Consider the following 17,346-nt stretch of genomic DNA (forward strand, 5'->3'; position numbering starts at 1 on the left):
GAGCCCGAGCCCGAGCCCGAGCCCGAGCACGGCGAGACGGCGACCGGACGGATTCCGGCCCGGCCCGATGTGCACACTGCGTAGATCGGGGCGGTGACACCGAGCGTGGTCAGACCGGGCGAGCCCCGCGCGCCCACCGAACGTGGTTCGCTGAACCGGCTCACGCGGTCCATTGTGGGATTGATTGAGTGCGCGTCAACGAAAGCGACGAGGAACACTTCCAGGCCTGTTCGAGCAGGTCGACGATGAAATCGACGTCATCTGCGGCCAGCGTGAACGGCAACCGGATCCACCGGTCGGCCGTACCGTCGACGGTGAAGCGCGGCCCGGGGAGATGCGGAGGCCGAGCTCGAGCGCCGGCGTCGCCAGGCGTGTTGCGCTCGGCCGAGGAAGCTCGATCCACAGGGCCATACCGGCTTTCGGCGAGGACCACCGCCAGTCCGGGAGCCGGGTACGCAAGGCGTGCTCGAGCACGGCGCGGGAGCGGCGTAGCTGCTCGCGCCGTTCGGCGAGGATGGCGGTCGCGTCGTCGAGGAGATGTACGGCGACCAGCTGGTCCAGCACGGGCCTGCTGAGGTCGAGGGACGCGCTCGCGGGCGAGGCGGGATCAGCGCGCACCCAGCCGACGCGCAGGCCTGTCCAGAACAATTTGTTCATCGATCCGAGCGTGACGACGTCGGGTCGCAGGACGGCCGCCGGCGGGGGAGCGGGCCCGTCCATGACCAGTTCGGCAAAGATCGCGTCAACGGCGACGACCACGTCCCGCAAGCCGTGAGGACCTGTCACCGAGCGGCTTCGTCGGCGACCAGCCCGGTGGGATTCTGACCGTCCGGGGTCAGGTGGGCCATGGTCGCGCCCGAGGGCGGCAGGTCCCAGCCTGCGGCAGTGACCGGGAGCGGGACCGGGCGCAAGTGGTGGGCGCGGAGGGTGTCGAGCACGGCAGGATAGGTGGGCTGCTTCACCAGAACCGGACGTCCGGGAGCGACGACGGCACGGAGAAGGAGATCCGGGCCTTGTAAAGCGCCGCTGGTCACGAGTATCTGCTCGGTGCCGGTCGCGATATGCCGCGCCCGGCGAGGTGCCGCGCCGCGCAGCGCGAGCACGCCGAAGGATGCAGGCCGTGGCCGGCCAGCAGCGACGGCAGCCCGGCCGACGCCGCGACGAACGCATCGACGAGCTGGCTGGGAGCGGCCAGGGCGTGTCTCCTAACGCGCGTAGCCAGGTCACGATGGTCTTCAGGACGACCCCGCCGGGGAGTGTCCGATCAACGGTGTAACCGGCGTTGAGAGGTCTCAGGTGGTGCCGGTGGAGACGATACGTCCCTCGAAGGTGATCGCGAACGCGTTCAGTGCCGGCTTCCAGCGCATCGCCCACCGGGCCCGTCCCTTCCCAGTCGGGTCCAGCGAGCGAGTGACCAGGTAGAGACACTTCAGGGCGGCCTGCTCGGTCGGGAAGTGCCCCCGGGCGCGCACCGCGCGCCGGTATCGGGCATTCAGGCTCTCGATCGCGTTCGTGGAACAGATGACCTTGCGGATCTCCACGTCGTAGTCGAGGAACGGCACGAACTCCGACCAGGCGCCTCGCCACAGGTTGGTGATCGCCGGGTACTGGGCGCCCCAGCGCTCGGTGAAATCGGCGAACCGTGCCTCGGCCGCCGCCTCGGTGGGCGCGGTGTAGACCGGTCGCAGGTCCTTGGCGATCTGGTCCCAGTACTTGCGGCTGGCGTAGCGGAAGCTGTTGCGGATCAGGTGCAGCGTCTGTACCACCGTCTGGGGCCAGACCGTGGTGATCGCCTCGCCCAGACCCGACAGGCCGTCGCAGACCGCGATGCACACGTCGGCGGTGCCCCGGTTCTTGATCTCGGGGAGTACGGCCAGCCAGTACTTCGCGCCCTCTCCGCCGTCTCCGGCCCAGATCCCGAGGATGTCCCGGCGCCCGTCGACGGTGACCCCGATAACGACGTAGAACGGCCGGTTGGTGACTTGGCCGTCGCGGACCTTGACGTGGATCGCGTCGACGAAGATCACCGGATACACGCGGTCAAGGGGCCGGTTCTGCCACTCGGCCATGTCCTCGAGCACCGTGTCGGTGATCCGCGAGATCGTGTCCTTCGAGACCGTCGCGCCGTAGACCTGCTCGAAGTGCGCGGCGACTTCCCCAGTCGTCAACCCGCGTGCGGTCAGCGACAGCACGATCTCGTCGATGCCGTCCAGGCGGCGCCGGCGCTTGGGCACGATAGTCGGGCTGAAGCTGGCATCCCGGTCGCGGGGCACCTCGATCTCGACCGGGCCGATCGGTGAGCACGGTCTTGGGGCGGGTGCCGTTGCGCGAGTTCCCGCCGTCGCGCCCGGCCACCTCGTGATGCTCGTAGCCCAAGTGCTCGCTCATCTCCGCGTTCAGTGCGGCCTCGAGCACCGACTTGGTCAACCCGTTCAACAACCCGTCCGGGCCGACGAGCTCGACCCTGTCTGCGCGGGCCGCCTCGACGAGCTGCTGAGCCATCTGTTGCTGATCGATCCGGTCTGGCATGGGCCCGATCGTGTCGTCCATGACTGCTCCTTCCACCGAGCCAAGCTCGGCGTGTCGGAGCAGTTACACCGAAGGTCGGACAGTCCCTCCTGGGTCTCGGCGCCGCCGTCGTCCTAGGACCGTGGCGTCATCGGGCGACCGAGGGCCCCGTACGTCAAGTCGACGAGGTAGTCATTGAGTCTCAGCGCGCTCGTGACCGCGGCCTGCTCATCGCTGTGCGCGACGGCCTGGTGCACGTCCCGGTGGAGGTCCGCCGCGGTGCGTAGCTCGCGGGCGACGTCAGGCAGGTTGGCGAACCAGAATCGGCGGGAGAGCGACTGCAGCGGGGCCATCGCAAGCTCGAGGAACTCGTTGTGGGCGGCCTCGACGATCAGCTCGTGAGAGCCCTTGAGTAGCACGGCGAACCGACGGACGTCGGTGCCGCTGAACTCCTCGAGGTCAGCGGAGAGCCGGAGCATCTGCTCTTTCTGGGCGGTCCGCGCACGGAACGTCGCGAACCGCACTGCCATCTCCTCGACGCCCCGGCGGAGCTCGAGGAGCCGAAAGTGCGCCTCGACCGAGACCGGTGCGACGAAGACCCCGCGGTTCGGGTGGATCTCGACCATCCGCTCGCGCGCCAGCCGCTGCAGCGCCTCACGTACCGGCGTGCGCCCGAACCCGGTGCGGGCCATGAGGTCGGCCTCCGACACGGCCTCGCCCGGCGCGAGGTCCTGGAACGTGATCATGTCTTCCAGCAGGGCGTATACCTGCTCGGCCTTGTTGATCTGGAACGCCATTGTGGCCCACCCCCGAGCACCATCATCACCTACCGCCAGGGCCTCCTGGACAGCAGGCCCATATGCAATGTACAACCAATATATGGGCGATCATAGCGGCGAGTTCCCCAGCTGGAGCCTCGACACCGGAACCGATGCTGCGGCCGGGCTACCAGTGCTGGCCGACGTCGACGTGCTGGTCGTCGGCGGTGGTGCCGCGGGCGTGGCAGCGGCCACGGTCTGCGCGGAGAGCGGGCTCTCCGTTGTGATCGTCGAGAAGTACGGTTTCTTCGGCGGGGCCGCGGTGGCCGGGATGTCCGGCACGATCTGTGGCCTGTACCTGGCGACTGAGTCCGGCGGTCCTGAACAGGTGGTGCACGGGTTCACCGAGCGGTTCCGGAGCGTCCTGGATGAGCACGGCGGAGTCACCGGTCCGCAGCAGTACGGAAAGACCTGGACGGTCGCGCACGACCCGCTGATCTGGCGGGAGGTCGCCGACCGCCTACTCGACGATGCCGGTGTGCGGATCCTGCTGCACACGACGGTGACCGGTGTCCTCGTCGAGAACGGCGTGCACACGGGTGTCGTGGTCGAGTCCAACGCCGGTCGCTCCGTGGTGTGGGCCGCGCGCACCATTGACGCGTCGGGCGACGCCGCCGTCGTCGCCCGGGCCGGACACGCCACTCGCTTCGGCGACGACGGCCGGATCCAGAACCCGACGATGTTCTTCCGAATTGGCAACGTCGACGTCGACGTCTTCCGGGAGGGGTACGGGGCGGACACGATCTGTCCGCCGTGGGTCGGGGATGCGATCAAGTCGGCCCGTGACACGGGGCTCGACCTGCCGCGCTCGCACGTGTGGCTGTTCGACACGACCCGGCCCGGCGAGCTGCTCGTCAATGCCACCCGCGTGGTCGGGCGGGATGGGCGGATGCTCAACGTGGTCGACCCGGAGGACTTCACCGAGGCGGAGATCGTCGGCAGGCGCCAGGTCCGCGACTACACAGCCTTCATCCGGCGGAACCTGCCGGGCTGCGCGGACGCGTTCGTCGTCGACACCGGGGTAGAGGTGGGGATCCGGCAGACCCGGAGCATCGAGGCGGTCACCACGCTGACCAACGACGACGTCCTCACCTGCCGCAAGCGCAGCGACGGGGTCGTCCGCTCACCCTGGCCGATCGAGATGCACTCGGGCGATCGGCCGAGGCTGCACTGGCTGCTCGATGACTACTACGAGGTGCCCTACCTCTCGCTGGTGCCGCGCACCGGGGAGAACATTGTCGTCGCGGGCCGGTGCCTCGGCGCGCAGCACGAGGCGCTCGCCTCGGCGCGGGTTACCGCGCAGTGCTTCGAGTACGGCAACGCCGCGGCCGTCGCCACCGTCATTTCGTTGCGCAAGGACTTCGCCTACCGCTTGGTGCCCGGGGCCGAGGTCCGCGTGGCCATGCGCGCCGCCGGCAGCAGCATCTGATCCTGAACCGACGTTCTCTCCCGGGAGCCCACCACCATGTCCGAACTACCCGACCTTCCTGACGGCGACCGCTTCCGCAGTGGCGTCCTCCGCAGCGAGTTCACCCCCGGGACGACCCGCTGGGCCGTCCGCCGCGCCCAATGGACAGCGATGGGGCTCGCCCCCGAGGACCAGGGCCGCCCCAAGATCGCCGTCGTCAATACTTCGTCACGGCTCGGGATCTGCTTCTCTCACCTCGACGGAATCGCCGAACTCGTCGCCGAGGCGATCTGGGAAGCGGGCGGACTGCCGTTCGAGATCCGGACGACGGCGCCGCTGGACTTCGTGACCAGCGCGGGCCGCAAGGCGCGCTACCTGATGCCCACCCGCGACCTGATCGTCAACGACATTGAGGCCGCGGTCGAGGGCGCGGTCCTCGACGGGATGGTGTGCCTGTCGTCCTGCGACAAGACCACGCCGGCGCACCTTATGGCGTCCGCCCGGCTCGACATCCCCTCGATCATCGTGCCAGGCGGTTACCAGCGGGGCGGCAAATACAGCGGCTGCTCAGTGGACATCGACACCGTTTACGAGTCAGTCGGTGCCGTGAATGCCGGATCGATGAGCGTCGACCAGCTCGGGCAGCTCGCCGACTCGGCGATCCAGGGCCCGGGGGTGTGCGCAGGGTTTGCGACGGCGAACACCATGCATGTCCTGGCCGAGGCGCTCGGGATGGCGCTGCCGGGCGCCGCACCCATCCGTGCCGACTCGAAACGGATGCGGGCGCTGGCTGTGGATGCCGGGACACGGATCGTCGGGATGATCCACGAGGGGCTCACCGCCCGGCGGGTCCTCACCGTCGAGGCGATCGAGAACGCTGCCCGGGTGGCGATGGCGCTCGGGGGATCGGTCAACTGCGTGCGGCACCTGGCCGCGGTCGCGAACGAGGCGGATCTCGGCATCGACGTCGTCGGGCTGTTCGAGAGCCTGGGCAAGGACACCACACAGCTCGCGGCCATCCGGCCCAATGGCACAGCTCAGGTGTGGGACCTCGAACGCGTCGGCGGGGTGCGTGCGGTGCTGCGCACCATGCTTCCGATGTTGCACGGTGAGGTGCTCACCGTGACCGGCCGGACGATCAGCGACCACGCGGTCGAGGGGCCCGAGGCCGACGGTGCGGTGCTGCGCGGCCTCGACGACCCGGTGCGGCCCGAACCCGGTCTGCTGATCGTGCGGGGTTCGCTAGCGCCGAACGGCGCGGTGGTCAAGGTGGCTGGCGCGGGCAACGCCCGCCGCCGGTTCACCGGCCCCGCTGAGGTGTTCGCCGGTGAGGACGCGGCCATCGCGGCCCTGAGTACCGGCGGCATCGCGGAGGGCAGCGTGATCGTGCTGCGCGGCATGGGGCCGCGTGGCGGCCCCGGGACCGTCTTCGCGGCCAGTTTCGTCGCGGCGCTCAACGGTGCCGGGCTCGGCGGGAAGGTGGCCGTCCTGACCGACGGCGAACTATCCGGGCTGAACCGTGGGCTCGTCGTCGGTCAAGTAATGCCCGAGGCGGCCGACGGCGGCCCGCTTGCCGGCGTGCGGACCGGCGACACGATCACCATCGATCTCGACACCCGGGTGGTGGATGCTGATCCGGTCCGGCACGGCGAGCCGGTCACCTCGGGCAGGCCGGAGCATGAGCGCGGCTGGCTCGGCCAGTACGCGGCCCTCGTCGGGCCGGTGGAGCAGGGCGCCGTGCTGCGCCGCCCGGCTCCAGCTGACTGACCCGGGGCCCGTGTCCCCACCCTGACCCGACCCCGGTGAAGAACCTCTGTCCACAGCCAATATATAAGCGATCGGGTATCGATATCCAAATGTTCCGTCAGAAGGAGCCACCGATGTCCACGCAGTCCGCCGCACCGGGAAGAGGGCAGTCACGCCGCGCCTCGCTCGCGGCATTCGTTGGGACCGTCTTGGAATGGTACGACTTCATCATCTACGGAATCGCCGCGGCGATCGTGTTGAACGACCACTTCTTCCCCTCCGACGACCCGCTGATCGGAACGCTCGCCGCGTTCGCGACCTACGCGGTCGGCTTTCTGGCGCGGCCGATCGGCGGCCTGGTCCTGGGGCGCCTCGGCGACCGAGCGGGCCGCCGGCGGGTCCTGGTACTTACCCTGCTCCTGATGGGGGTGTCGACAACGGCGATCGGGCTGCTGCCGACCTACCAGCAGGTGGGTGTGCTGGCCCCGATCCTGCTCGTGCTGCTCCGACTGGTGCAGGGCTTCGGTGCCGGTGGCGAGTACGCCGGCGCGGTGGTGCTGTCGGTCGAGCATGCGGACCCGGGGCATCGCGGGCTCGCCGGTTCCGCCGCACCGCTGGGCTTCGCCGCGGCGACGCTACTCGGCAACGGCGTGTTCGCGCTGTTCCTGCTACTGCCGTCCGAGCAATTCGCCTCCTGGGGCTGGCGGCTGCCATTCCTGCTCGGTGCGATCTGTCTGATCGCCGGGTATCTTATCCGGCGCCGGATCGAGGAGCCGGAAGCATTCGAGAAGGTCGCGGCAGAGGCCGATAAGTCCGGGAAGGCCGTCGGTGGCGTGTTCGCGGCGATCCGCCACCAGCCACGCAGCTTCTTCATCGTTGTCGGCACCCGGGTGGGCGAGAACGGATTCGCCTACCTGCTTCCGGTCTTCGGCGTCTCCTATGTGGCGACCACGCTGGGGATAGGGGACTCAGCCGGACTGTGGGCCGTGCTGATCGCCTCCGCGGTCCAGGCTGTGCTGATCCCGGTCTTCGGGATGGTTTCCGACCGGGTCGGCCGCAAGCCCATCTACACGGTGGGCGTCATTGGTTCGGCGGTGTGGATGGTCCCGTTCTTCCTGCTCACCGATACCAAGGGGATCGGCTGGGTGATCCTCGCGTTCGTCATCGGGCTGGGCGTGTTCTACCCGGCGATGCTCGCCCCGCAGGCCGCCTGGTACGCGGAGCTGTTCGACACCGAGTTCCGGATGTCGGGATTTGCGTTCTCCCGCGAGATCGGTTCGGTCCTCGCGGGTGGCCTCTCGCCCTTCATCGCCACCGCGTTGTACGCCTGGGCCGGACACTGGTGGCCGATCCTCGTCTACATGGGTGCTATGGCCGTCCTGACCCTTGTCGCCCTGGCCATCGCACCGGAGACCGTCCAGCGCTCGCTGAACCGGTTGGAGGCCGGGACGCCGGCCCGGGCGACGGGCACCGGCTGAGCGATGCCCGTCGTGGTACTGGTGCTACTGCTCGCGCCGGTACCGCCGGGCCCCGACGCCTGGTCGCCCGGCTTGAGCACGATCTGGCCCTCCGGGGCGTTTCAGTGTTGCCGACGTCGCGATCACGCTGGCCAGCAGCGCCGCTACCGGCCGCGGAGGCCGGCTTCGGCGGGCGGGCTGGCCCCGCGCCGGTGCCGGCCGGGCCATCATCTTCACCCTTTCGCTCACGTGTGCTGCATCCTCGACCTCCTCCGGGGCGGGATGAGCGTAGGGGAACCCGTGTCTCTGACCGGCTGCCCGCGCGATCGGGGTCCGCTCATCGATGAAGCTTGGCGAAGCTGGTCGTCCATGATGCTCTGCCGATCGCCGAGGCCGCGCAGCGGCCCGGCCGCCTTGCCCACGGCGAACGCTGGGCCGAGCGCTGCCGCCGTCACAGCACCGCGGGGATGACAGATCGACTCAGCAGCCCGCACCGCAGCCCGCGCACGACACCGCCGAAGCTAGTGGCGGCCGGATCGTGCGGGACCGGATGCGACTGGGTCTGGGCCCGGTTGACATCGGCGCCCGCCGGGGTGTGTTCATCCTGACCCGCTGCAGGCTGCACCGCCTGGCCCACGTCGACCGGGTCACCGGCGAGGCCGTACGCCGCTACCAACACCCGGACCCCGGGGATCTGCTCCACGTCGACGCCAAGAAGCTTGACAGCATCCCTGAGGGCGGCGGCTGGCCGTTCACCGTGCCGCCGATGTCGTTGACCACGACGCGTGCGCCGCGGGCGGCGAGGGCGAGGGCGTGGGCACGGAGGCCTCCGCCCGCGCTGGTGACGACGGCGACGCGTCCGGCGAAGTCGAGGGGCATGTGTTGTTCTCCGTGGTCGGGAGCACCGCGTGGTCGGCGCCCTGGGGTGGGGGATGAGGCCGGGGGTGGGCGAGCGTGTCGCTTGCCCACCCCCGACTCGTGCTACCCGGCGGTGACCGTCAGCCGTCCGAGGGTGGTGGCGGCGTCCGGGTGGTCAGGGGGAACCACCGCGGAGGACAACGCGGTCCAGCAGGATGGGCAGCTGTACTGACGGAAGACCACCGGCGCGTCGACGTAGTCGCCGGCGGTCGCGATGATCTGCGGGCCGGCGTCCGTGGGAGCGCCGTCGTAGACCGCGAGTGCCAGCGGGCCGTCGGCGGGGTCGCCCAGGACCTCGCCGCAGTGTCCGCACGCGACCACGGACCCCACCTCGACGAGGTTGTCGTCGATGCGCTTCCTCGCCCCGAGGTCCGTCTTCCCGCGGGACTCGCCGACGATCCGGGAGCGGTCGCGACGCGCGTTCCGCAGCCGCGACCGCTCGGATTCGGTGGCGGTGGTGTCCACCGAGTCGCCGCACAGGGCGACGCCGTAGACGGACTTCGCCGCGGGCCCGGTGATCTTCTCCTCGCGGACGTCCCGGGCGACCGCCTCGGGATCGCGGGTGAGAGGGTCACCGTATCCGCCGCCGCCCTGCCAGGTCATGGCGAAGACCTCGCCGGGGGCGAGGTAGCTCGACGCGTAGTTCTGGCCGGGCTCGAGGGCGTCGGACACTTCTTCCAGGGAGGACGGCATCCTTCCCGACGCCAGGATCTCGGTGATCCGGCTCTGGCGGGCCAGTACGTCGAGACCGGTGTTGCCGGGGTGCCCGCCCGACAGACCGGCGTTCTGCGCGACCGCCTTGCCGTTGGAGGCGAGAACCAGGCCCATGGGGATGCTCGTGCCGTGCGGGGTGAAGGCCAGCGAGGCGCCGAGTCCGCCGCGGTGGCGCCCGGGACCACCGGAGTCCGGCACCTCGCGCCGCCACAGGGTGAGTAGCGGGTACAGGAACTCGGTCATCTCGACGTCGGGCACCCGGCCCATCGGGATGCAGAACAGCCCGCCGGTGTCGATGCCGTCGGCGTGTGGGCGGGCGCCGTATCCGCCCGCCATCGGCTCCATCATGATCGACAGAAAGGGCGCCGGCTGCTCGCCGCGCTCGTCCAGCCCGGCGATGACGGCGGTGTCCCAGGTGCCACAGCAGGTGGCCTGGACGTTCTTGCCCAGCTCCAGATCGCGGTCGAGCATCTGGGACAGGCACTCTGCGATGAGGCTGCCGGTCAGCCAGGCGGGACCGATCGGCCCGCGTCCCACGGCGGCGGGGAAGGTCGCGTTGTTGAGCGTGCCCTCCTCGGTGACCAGGTCGAAGCAGCGCATGAGTCCGCCGGCCGACCAGGGGATGTCGTTGGCCAGGATCGGCAGCAGCGCCAGCATGACCCCGCCGCGCATGCCCGCGTAGGTGCAATTGACGACGCCTGCCTGCGGGTCGGTGCCGGTGAAGTCGAAGGTGAGGTGGTCGCCTGTCTTCGTCGTGGTGACGGTGATCTTGTGCAGGCCGCGGTCGCCCTCGTGGGACTGGTCCTGGTAGCCGGTGGCGCTCCAGCTCCCGTCGGGGATGCTCGAGAGCTTGCCGCGCAGGCGGGACTCGGCGTCGGACATCATCCGCTTCATCACGGCCTTGACCGTGTCCGCGCCGTACTGGTCGATGAGCGCGTGCAGGCGCTCGCCGCCGACGTTGTTGGCGCCGATCTTGGCGCGCAGGTCCAACCCGATGAGCATCGGGACCCGCGAGCGGCGCACCCACAGGTCGGCGACGTCGCGCTGCAGCGTCCCGCCGCGGACGACCTTCACCGGCGGGGTGGGCAGGGACTCGGAGAAGACGTCCTGCGCAGCGGGGGAGAACGAACCCAGCCCCACGCCCCCGAGATCCGGCTGGTGCGCGATGGCACTGGTCCAGGCGAACAGCTTCCCTTCGTGGAAGACGGGCTGATAGACCATGACGTCGTTCTGGTGCAGCCCGCCGCCGACCCACGGGTCGTTGGTGAGGAACATGTCCCCGGCCTCGATGCCAGGGTTCTCGGCCCGGTTGCGCAGCGTCCAGTAGATGGCCAGGTCGACGGCGCCGACGAGCATGGTGTTGTAGAGACCGACCTGCACCTCCTGGCCGAGCTCGTCAGAGATCGCGAAGTCGAAGTCGTTGGCGTCAGTGACGATCGGCGAGCCGGACATGCGCTTGAGCGCCTCGCCCATCTCGTCGGTGACCGACCAGAGCCGGTGTCGGATCACCTCGTAGGTGAGCGGGTCGAGTCCGTCGATCTGCTCCTGGGTGACGGTGTGGACCTCGAGGCTCGACGGCAGGCTGCGGGCCAGCTCGTCGGGGTCGACGGGGCGGCTGGAGAAGGCCTCCGAGCCGGGGATCGGCATGGTCATCAGGCGCTCCTGCGAATCGTGAGGTTACCCAGGTGGTCGACGGTGCCGGTGGTCCCGCCGGGGACGACGACCGTGGTGGTCGGCACCTCGACGATCGCCGGGCCGGCCAGCACGTGACCGGCGCGGAGTTCGCGGTAGTTGTAGACCAGGGTGTCGACGTAGCCGGTGGCCGCGTCCAGGCACACCGGGCGGGTGGTGAACGGGGTCGCGTCGCCGTGCGCCGCGGAGACCTCCGGGAGCTCAGGGCTGAACGGCAGCACGCCGACGGCCCGGACCCGGAAGGTGATGGCCTGGATGCCGGCCTCGCGGAATCCGGCGTCCTTGCCGTACAGCTCGGCGTAGCGCTTCTCGAAGGCGGCTGCGGCCTCCTCGACCTCCGGCATACCCAGCGGGCCGCTCGCGACGGGTGCGGTCACCTCGGCGAGCTGCATCGAGTACCGCATGTCGATCTCGCGGTGCAGCTCGACCTTCTCGAAGGTCACGCCCTGGCGCTCCAGCCCTGCGCGGACCCGCTGCTCCAGCTCCGCGAAGCTGCGCTCGGCCCGCTGCGGGTCGAACGGGACGACGGTCGGGTCCGAGAGCTCGGCGGCCAGCACGATGTCGCTCGACGCGAGCCCGAACGCGGAGAACGCGCTGGCCACGGGCCCCAGCGGGACCACGACGGTCTCGCATCCGACCTCCGCTGCGTACCCGGCGCAGTGCGCGGGCCCGGCGCCGCCGAAGGCGTAGAGCACGAAGTTGCGGGGATCGTGGCCGGACTCCACGACGGTCTTCCGCAGCAGGTCGCCGGTCTGGGCGTTCTGCACGGTGTAGATCGCAGCGGCGGCCTCCTCGACACCGAGTCCGAGCGGCTTGGCGATCTGTGTGTCGATGGCCTGGCGCGCCAGCTCCAGCGACAGCGGCTTGCGCCCGCCGAGCAGACCCTTCTCGGGCAGGATGCCCAGCACCAGGTTCGCGTCGGTGTTGGTCGGTTCCGTGCCCCCGTTGCCGTAACAGGCCGGGCCGGGCACGGCCTGGGCGCTGCGCGGGCCGATGCGGAGGTTGCCACCCGCGTCGAGCCAGGCGATGGCGCCACCGCCGGAGCCGATCGCGTCCACCCGCAGGGTCGGGACGTTGATCGGGTGGTGGTTGATCACCGTGGTGGTGTCGCGGACCGGCTCACCGTCCACGATCAGGCCCGCCAGGAACGTCGTGCCGCCGACGTCGGTCGAGATGATGTTGCGGTGGCCGAGCTGACGTCCCAGCGCCACACTCCCTACGACACCGCCGGTCAGCACGGACCCGACTGTGCTGATCGCGGCCGCGGGAGCCTCCTTCGCCGCCACGGCACCACCGTTGGACTGCATGACGAGCAGCGGCCCGGTGAGCCCGTTATCGCGCAGCGAACTCTCCAGCGTGCCCAGGTAGTCCCGCAGGCCCGGCCCGATCTGGGTGGACATGATTGTGGTGGCGTTCCTGGCGAACTCCCGGATCCGGGGGCTGACCTCGGACGACAGTGCCACGAACAGGTCGGGGGCCTCCTCGGCGATCAGCTCCCGCAGTCGGCGCTCGTGGACCGGGTTGCGGAAGGACCACAGGAGCGAGACGGCGATCGCGCTGACCCCGTCCGCGACGAGCGAGCGGATCGCGGCGCGGGCCTCCTCCTCGTCCAGCCCGACGACCACGGTGCCGTCCCGGTCGACCCGCTCGGTGACCTCGAGGGCGTGCCGCTTCGGCAGCAGTGCGTGATCCTTGGTCTGGCCGAGGACGTGCTGCAGCTCGTGCGGGGAACGGCCCAGATAGCGGCCCTCGACGTTCATGATGAAGATCGAGTCCCGGTGCCCCTTCGTGGTGAGGAACCCGACCGGGGGCACGTTGCCCATCACCAGGGCGTTGAGCGACGACGTGGTGCCGTGCGCGATGTGGTGAGTCTGCGCCAGCATCTCGGGCAGGCTCTCCCCGAGCTGCTCGGCCAGCAGTTCCAGGACGTCGAGCACCCCTCGCGAGTAGTCCGGCGGGGTGGACGGGGATTTCGCGGCGAGCACGGTTCCGGCGTCGTCGTCGAGCACGGCGTCCGTGAACGTGCCGCCCACGTCCACTCCGATGACATAGGCCATGGCTGGCGCTCCTTCGCGCAAGTGAGGTGGCTGACGGTTGCGTAGACTATTAAACGAGCTAGATAAGAGTCAACGTTGACTTCGGGTGCCTCGTTGTCGTCGAATAGTCGACGCAATAGTCAAGAAGCCATCGGAGGTTCGGTGATGCAGCCACGACGGGTCGCGGTGCTGGGCGGGGGGCCGGGTGGGCTCTACGTCGCGCGCCTGCTGAAACTCGCGTACCCCACCTGCGAGGTCCGCGTACACGAGCAGGGTGATCCCGGCACGACGTTCGGGTTCGGTGTCGGGCTCGCCGCGGGCACGCAGCGCAAGCTGGAGGCCGCCGACCCGGACACCCTGCGCGACATCGTCGCGGCAGGTCTGGCGCATGACATGACGATGCAGGTCGGATCGCACTCGACCCGGGTGCGCAACGACCGGCTGATCGGCGTCGCCCGCACCGATCTCCTCGACGTTCTCCGGCGCCACGCCGAGAAGGCTGGCGTGGAGCTCGAGTTCGGCGTTCGACGCACCGCCGAGGAGCTCGACGCAGACGTGGTGGTTGCCGCGGACGGCGTCAGCAGCGCCACCCGTGAGAACGGTGCGTTCGGCGGGCGAACCGAGATCGGCAAGGGCCTCTACCTGTGGGCCGCGACCGAGTTCGCGCTCGACGCCGCCGTGTTCGCGCCGATCGAAACCGATCACGGCACGTTCGTGACCCACGCCTACCCGTACACGAGTGGTCGCTCCACCTTCTTGATCGAGACCGACGAGCAGACGTGGCGGCGCGCGGGATTCGACGCCACGACCAGGTCGCTGGAGGCTCCTGGCGCGTCGTTCGCTGCCTCGGACGAGACCTCCCTGCGGTACCTGGAGCAGGTCTTCGCCGAGCAGCTGGGGGGGCGGCCACTGATCGGCAACCGCACCCGCTGGCTACGGTTCCGCACCGTCCGCTGCAACCGTTGGTCGGCGGGGAACACGGTGCTGCTCGGCGATGCCGCCCACACCGCGCACTTCTCCATCGGCTCCGGCACCAAGCTGGCGATGGAGGACGCGATCGCCCTGGTGGAAGCGCTGCGTGAGACGCCGGAGGCCGGCGCCGCGTTCGCCCGGTACGAAGAGGTCCGCCGGCCCGCCGTCGAGCGGCTGCAGGAGCTGGCCCGGCGCAGCCAGCTGTGGTGGGAGTCGTTCCCCGCGCGGACCGGGCTGCCCGTGGAGCGGCTGATGGTGGCGTACATGTCCCGGGCCGGGAACGTACCGCTGGACCGGTTCGGGCAGAGCAGTCCGGATGTCGTCGGCGAGGCCCTGCGTCAGTACGGCGGTGGGCACCCACCCGTGGACGACCTCTCCGGCTGGGTGCTGGACCGACCGCTCACCCACGGGGGTCGCGCGTTCCCGAACCGCACCACCCTCCCGGAGCTGGAGCGGCTGTGGGTCGACCTGCACGACCCCTGGTCCTCGGAGGGGGACACGCTGGTCGCGCGAGCCCAGGAGACCGACGGCGTACTGGTCACCGGTCCGGCGGCCCGTCCGTCCCTGCTCACCCGTCTCGACCTGGCCGAACGGGTCCGCCTGGAGACCGGCGTGCTGACCGCGGTGGAGGGGGCGGCCGCCTTGCGCGACGACCTCGCCGCCGGGCTGGTGAGCGGCCGCGCCGACCTGGCGGCGCTCACCGAGGAGACGCCATGACACTCGTCCCCTACCCCGAGGACGCGGTCAGCCGCTACCGCGGTACCGGCTTGTGGGGCGGCGACACGATCGCGACCGAGTTCCACCGGATCGCGCTCCGCCATCCGGGTCGCGACGCCGTCGTCGCGATGGAGGGGCGGCTCACCTTCGCCGAGCTCGACCGGAGCAGCGACCTTCTCGCCGCCGGGCTGGCCGGACTGGGGCTGCGGCCCGGTGACCCCGTGCTGTTCCAGGTCACGAACCGGCTCGATGCCGTGGTCGCCTGGTACGGGGTGCTCAAGGCCGGACTGGTTCCGGTCGCCACGCTCGCCGCGCACCGCGGGTACGAGATCGGTGAGATCAGCCGCCGCGTGGGCGCGGTCGCGCACCTGGTCGAGGCCGGCCTGCGCGGCTTCGACCTCGTGGGCTTCGCCGAGGAGCAACGACGCGACCACCCGACGCTGCGACACGTCCTCGTCCTGGGTGACGACCCGCGCGGAGTGTCGCTCACCGCGCTCGGCCGTGACCGGGAGACCTCGGCGGCCCGCTCCCTGGTCGAGCGGGTCCAGGCGGACATCGACCCCGACGCCGTCGCCGCCTTCCAGCTCTCCGGCGGCACCACCGGGGTGCCGAAGGTGATCCCCCGTCTGCATGCGGAGTACTGGTACAACGGCGCGGAGTACGCCCGGTCCTGGGGCTGGACGGCGCAGACGCGGGTCGCACACCTGATCCCGATCATCCACAACGCCGGCATCGTCTGCGCGGTCCACGGGCCGCACAGCGTGGGCGCCTGCCTCGTCCTCGGTACCCCCGACCTCGACGAGTCGCTCCCGCTGATGGCCCGCGAGAGTGCCACGCACGTCCTGCTGGGACACGGCCACTACCGTGCGGTCGCCCATCCCGAGTTCGACGCCGCGACCACGGCGGTGACCCAGGTCGTCCTGTCCGGCAGCAAGGTGCCGCCCGCGCTGTTCGAGGCACTCGAGGCCCGCGGACTCTGGTCCGGACAGCTGTTCGGGATGGGCGAGGGGCTGTTCCTGACGACCCGGCCCGGCGCACCGCGGGATGCACGCCTGACGACGGTCGGCACCCCGCTGTCCGCGCTCGACGAGGCACGGATCCTGGAGCCCGGTTCGGAGGTCGACGTCGCGGAGGGCGAGGTCGGCGAACTGTGCGCGCGCGGACCGTACACGCTTCCCGGCTACTTCGACGCCCCCGAGCACAACGCCCGCGCCTTCACCTCGGGCGGCTTCTATCGCACGGGTGACCTGGCCTCGTTCGTCAGGATCGACGGCGAACGCTACGTCTCCATCGAGGGCAGGCTGAAGGACCTGATCAACCGCGGCGGCGAGAAGATCAACGCCGAGGAGGTGGAGCTGCTCCTGCTCCGGCACCCGCGGATCACCGCGGTCGCGGTGGTGCCGATGCCGGATCTGCGGCTCGGCGAACGGACCTGCGCCTACGTGGTGGTGGACGGTCCCGAACTGACTCTGTCCGAGGTGCAGGAACACTTCGCCGCCCTCCAGGTCGCCAAGTTCAAGTGGCCCGAACGTCTCGAGCACCTCCCCGACATCCCCCGCACCCTCGTCGGCAAGACGGACAAGAAGCGCCTGGCCGCCGACATCGCCCGGAAAGTGAGTGCCGTCCCGTGACACACCGGATCGGACTGGTCGTCCCCAGCTCCAACGTGACCGTCGAGACCGAGGTCCCGGCCCTGCTCGCCCGCCATGCCGACGGCTTCTCCTTCCACTCCAGCCGGATGCGGATGCACCAGGTGTCGCCCGAGGAGCTCACGGCGATGAACGCCCAACGGGAGCGCTGCGTCGACGAGCTGGCCGACGCCCACGTCGACGCCCTGCTCTACGCCTGCCTGGTCGCGTTGATGGCGCAGGGTCCCGGCGAGCACCGACGTGTGGAGAAGGCCGTCCGCGACCAGCTGCAGGACACCCCGATCCTGTCCAGCGCCGGTGCCCTGGTCGACGGACTCGCCGCGCTCGGGGCCCGTCGGATCGGACTGGTCACGCCCTACATGCGGCCTCTCGCCGAGCAGGTCGTGGCGTACCTGGAGGCCGAGGGGTTCACCGTCGTCGACTGGGAGGCACTCGAGGTCGGGGACAACACCGCGGTCGGCTGCATCCCCGGGCACCGGGTGATGGAGGCGGCCCGAGGACTCGACCTCACCCGTGCGGATGCCCTGGTCATCTCCGCGTGCGTGCAGATGCCCTCGCTCGACCTCGTCGTCCCGGCCGAGGCGGAGTTCGGGCTTCCGGTGCTCTCCGCCGCCACCGCCGGCGCGTACGCGCTGCTCACGAGCCTCGGCCTCGACCCCGTGCTGCCCGGGGCCGGACGACTGCTTGCCGGGGCGGAATGAGACCGGCCCG

Annotated in this window: 12 protein-coding genes and 1 pseudogene; 7 read left to right on the forward strand and 6 right to left on the reverse strand. The window is 70.2% G+C overall.

The annotated features are described in order from the left end of the window. Positions 1 to 195: 195 nt before the first annotated feature. From DMP15_RS09235 to DMP15_RS09250, 4 genes and pseudogenes are all read right to left on the reverse strand, one after another. On the reverse strand, positions 196 to 759 hold the full coding sequence (locus tag DMP15_RS09235; protein ID WP_337825634.1) for an aminotransferase class I/II-fold pyridoxal phosphate-dependent enzyme: 564 nt from the start codon (positions 757 to 759) through the stop codon (positions 196 to 198). 23 nt (positions 760 to 782) lie between these two features. Beyond that, entirely contained in the window at positions 783 to 1,103 is a 321-nt protein-coding gene (locus tag DMP15_RS09240; protein WP_337825635.1) for an aminotransferase class I/II-fold pyridoxal phosphate-dependent enzyme, read from the reverse strand. Positions 1,104 to 1,292: 189 nt separating this feature from the next. Beyond that, positions 1,293 to 2,550 (reverse strand): annotated as a pseudogene (locus tag DMP15_RS09245) (IS256 family transposase). A 92-nt stretch (positions 2,551 to 2,642) separates the two neighbouring features. Continuing rightward, positions 2,643 to 3,305 (reverse strand): GntR family transcriptional regulator, encoded by a 663-nt coding sequence (locus tag DMP15_RS09250; protein WP_337825636.1) that lies wholly within the window; start codon positions 3,303 to 3,305, stop codon positions 2,643 to 2,645. Positions 3,306 to 3,387: 82 nt separating this feature from the next. Between DMP15_RS09250 and DMP15_RS09255 the strand changes: the two genes are divergently transcribed. The 4 genes from DMP15_RS09255 (at position 3,388) to DMP15_RS30325 (ending at position 8,545) form a co-directional block, all read left to right on the forward strand. After that, complete coding sequence (locus tag DMP15_RS09255; protein WP_337825637.1) at positions 3,388 to 4,755, forward strand: FAD-dependent oxidoreductase; 1,368 nt, start codon at positions 3,388 to 3,390, stop codon at positions 4,753 to 4,755. A gap of 36 nt (positions 4,756 to 4,791) precedes the next feature. Beyond that, entirely contained in the window at positions 4,792 to 6,501 is a 1,710-nt protein-coding gene (locus tag DMP15_RS09260) for a dihydroxy-acid dehydratase domain-containing protein (protein ID WP_179762099.1), read from the forward strand. 113 nt (positions 6,502 to 6,614) lie between these two features. After that, the gene (locus tag DMP15_RS09265; protein ID WP_337825638.1) at positions 6,615 to 7,958 is read left to right on the forward strand and encodes an MFS transporter; all 1,344 of its coding nucleotides are present in this window, start codon (positions 6,615 to 6,617) and stop codon (positions 7,956 to 7,958) included. Between the two features lie 329 nt (positions 7,959 to 8,287). Next, positions 8,288 to 8,545, forward strand: a complete 258-nt coding sequence (locus DMP15_RS30325; protein ID WP_443217624.1) for a leucine zipper domain-containing protein — start codon at positions 8,288 to 8,290, stop codon at positions 8,543 to 8,545. Between the two features lie 373 nt (positions 8,546 to 8,918). Here DMP15_RS30325 and DMP15_RS09280 read toward each other — a convergent pair whose 3' ends face one another. Both DMP15_RS09280 and DMP15_RS09285 read right to left on the reverse strand, forming a co-directional pair. Next, a complete protein-coding gene (locus DMP15_RS09280; RefSeq protein ID WP_337825639.1) occupies positions 8,919 to 11,222 on the reverse strand; it encodes a hydantoinase B/oxoprolinase family protein in 2,304 nt (767 codons plus the stop codon). Continuing rightward, positions 11,222 to 13,318 (reverse strand): hydantoinase/oxoprolinase family protein, encoded by a 2,097-nt coding sequence (locus DMP15_RS09285; protein WP_337825640.1) that lies wholly within the window; start codon positions 13,316 to 13,318, stop codon positions 11,222 to 11,224. Before DMP15_RS09285 ends, DMP15_RS09280 begins: the two co-directional genes overlap by 1 nt. 144 nt (positions 13,319 to 13,462) lie before the next feature. Between DMP15_RS09285 and DMP15_RS09290 the strand changes: the two genes are divergently transcribed. Genes DMP15_RS09290 through DMP15_RS09300 form a run of 3 tightly spaced genes read left to right on the forward strand, consistent with a single transcriptional unit; the run spans position 13,463 to position 17,336 of the window. Further along, positions 13,463 to 14,986 carry an FAD-dependent monooxygenase gene (locus DMP15_RS09290; protein WP_337825641.1) on the forward strand — a complete coding sequence of 508 codons (1,524 nt, stop codon included), beginning with the start codon at positions 13,463 to 13,465 and terminating at the stop codon, positions 14,984 to 14,986. Further along, positions 14,983 to 16,617 carry a (2,3-dihydroxybenzoyl)adenylate synthase gene (locus DMP15_RS09295; RefSeq protein ID WP_337825642.1) on the forward strand — a complete coding sequence of 545 codons (1,635 nt, stop codon included), beginning with the start codon at positions 14,983 to 14,985 and terminating at the stop codon, positions 16,615 to 16,617. Before DMP15_RS09290 ends, DMP15_RS09295 begins: the two co-directional genes overlap by 4 nt. Beyond that, positions 16,614 to 17,336, forward strand: a complete 723-nt coding sequence (locus DMP15_RS09300) for a maleate cis-trans isomerase family protein (protein WP_337825643.1) — start codon at positions 16,614 to 16,616, stop codon at positions 17,334 to 17,336. The genes DMP15_RS09295 and DMP15_RS09300 overlap by 4 nt, the downstream gene beginning before the upstream one ends. The last annotated feature ends 10 nt before the right edge of the window (positions 17,337 to 17,346 follow it).

The sequence above is a fragment of the Pseudonocardia sp. UM4_GMWB1 genome, from assembly GCF_017312155.1.
Lineage (GTDB): Bacteria > Actinomycetota > Actinomycetes > Mycobacteriales > Pseudonocardiaceae > Pseudonocardia > Pseudonocardia alni.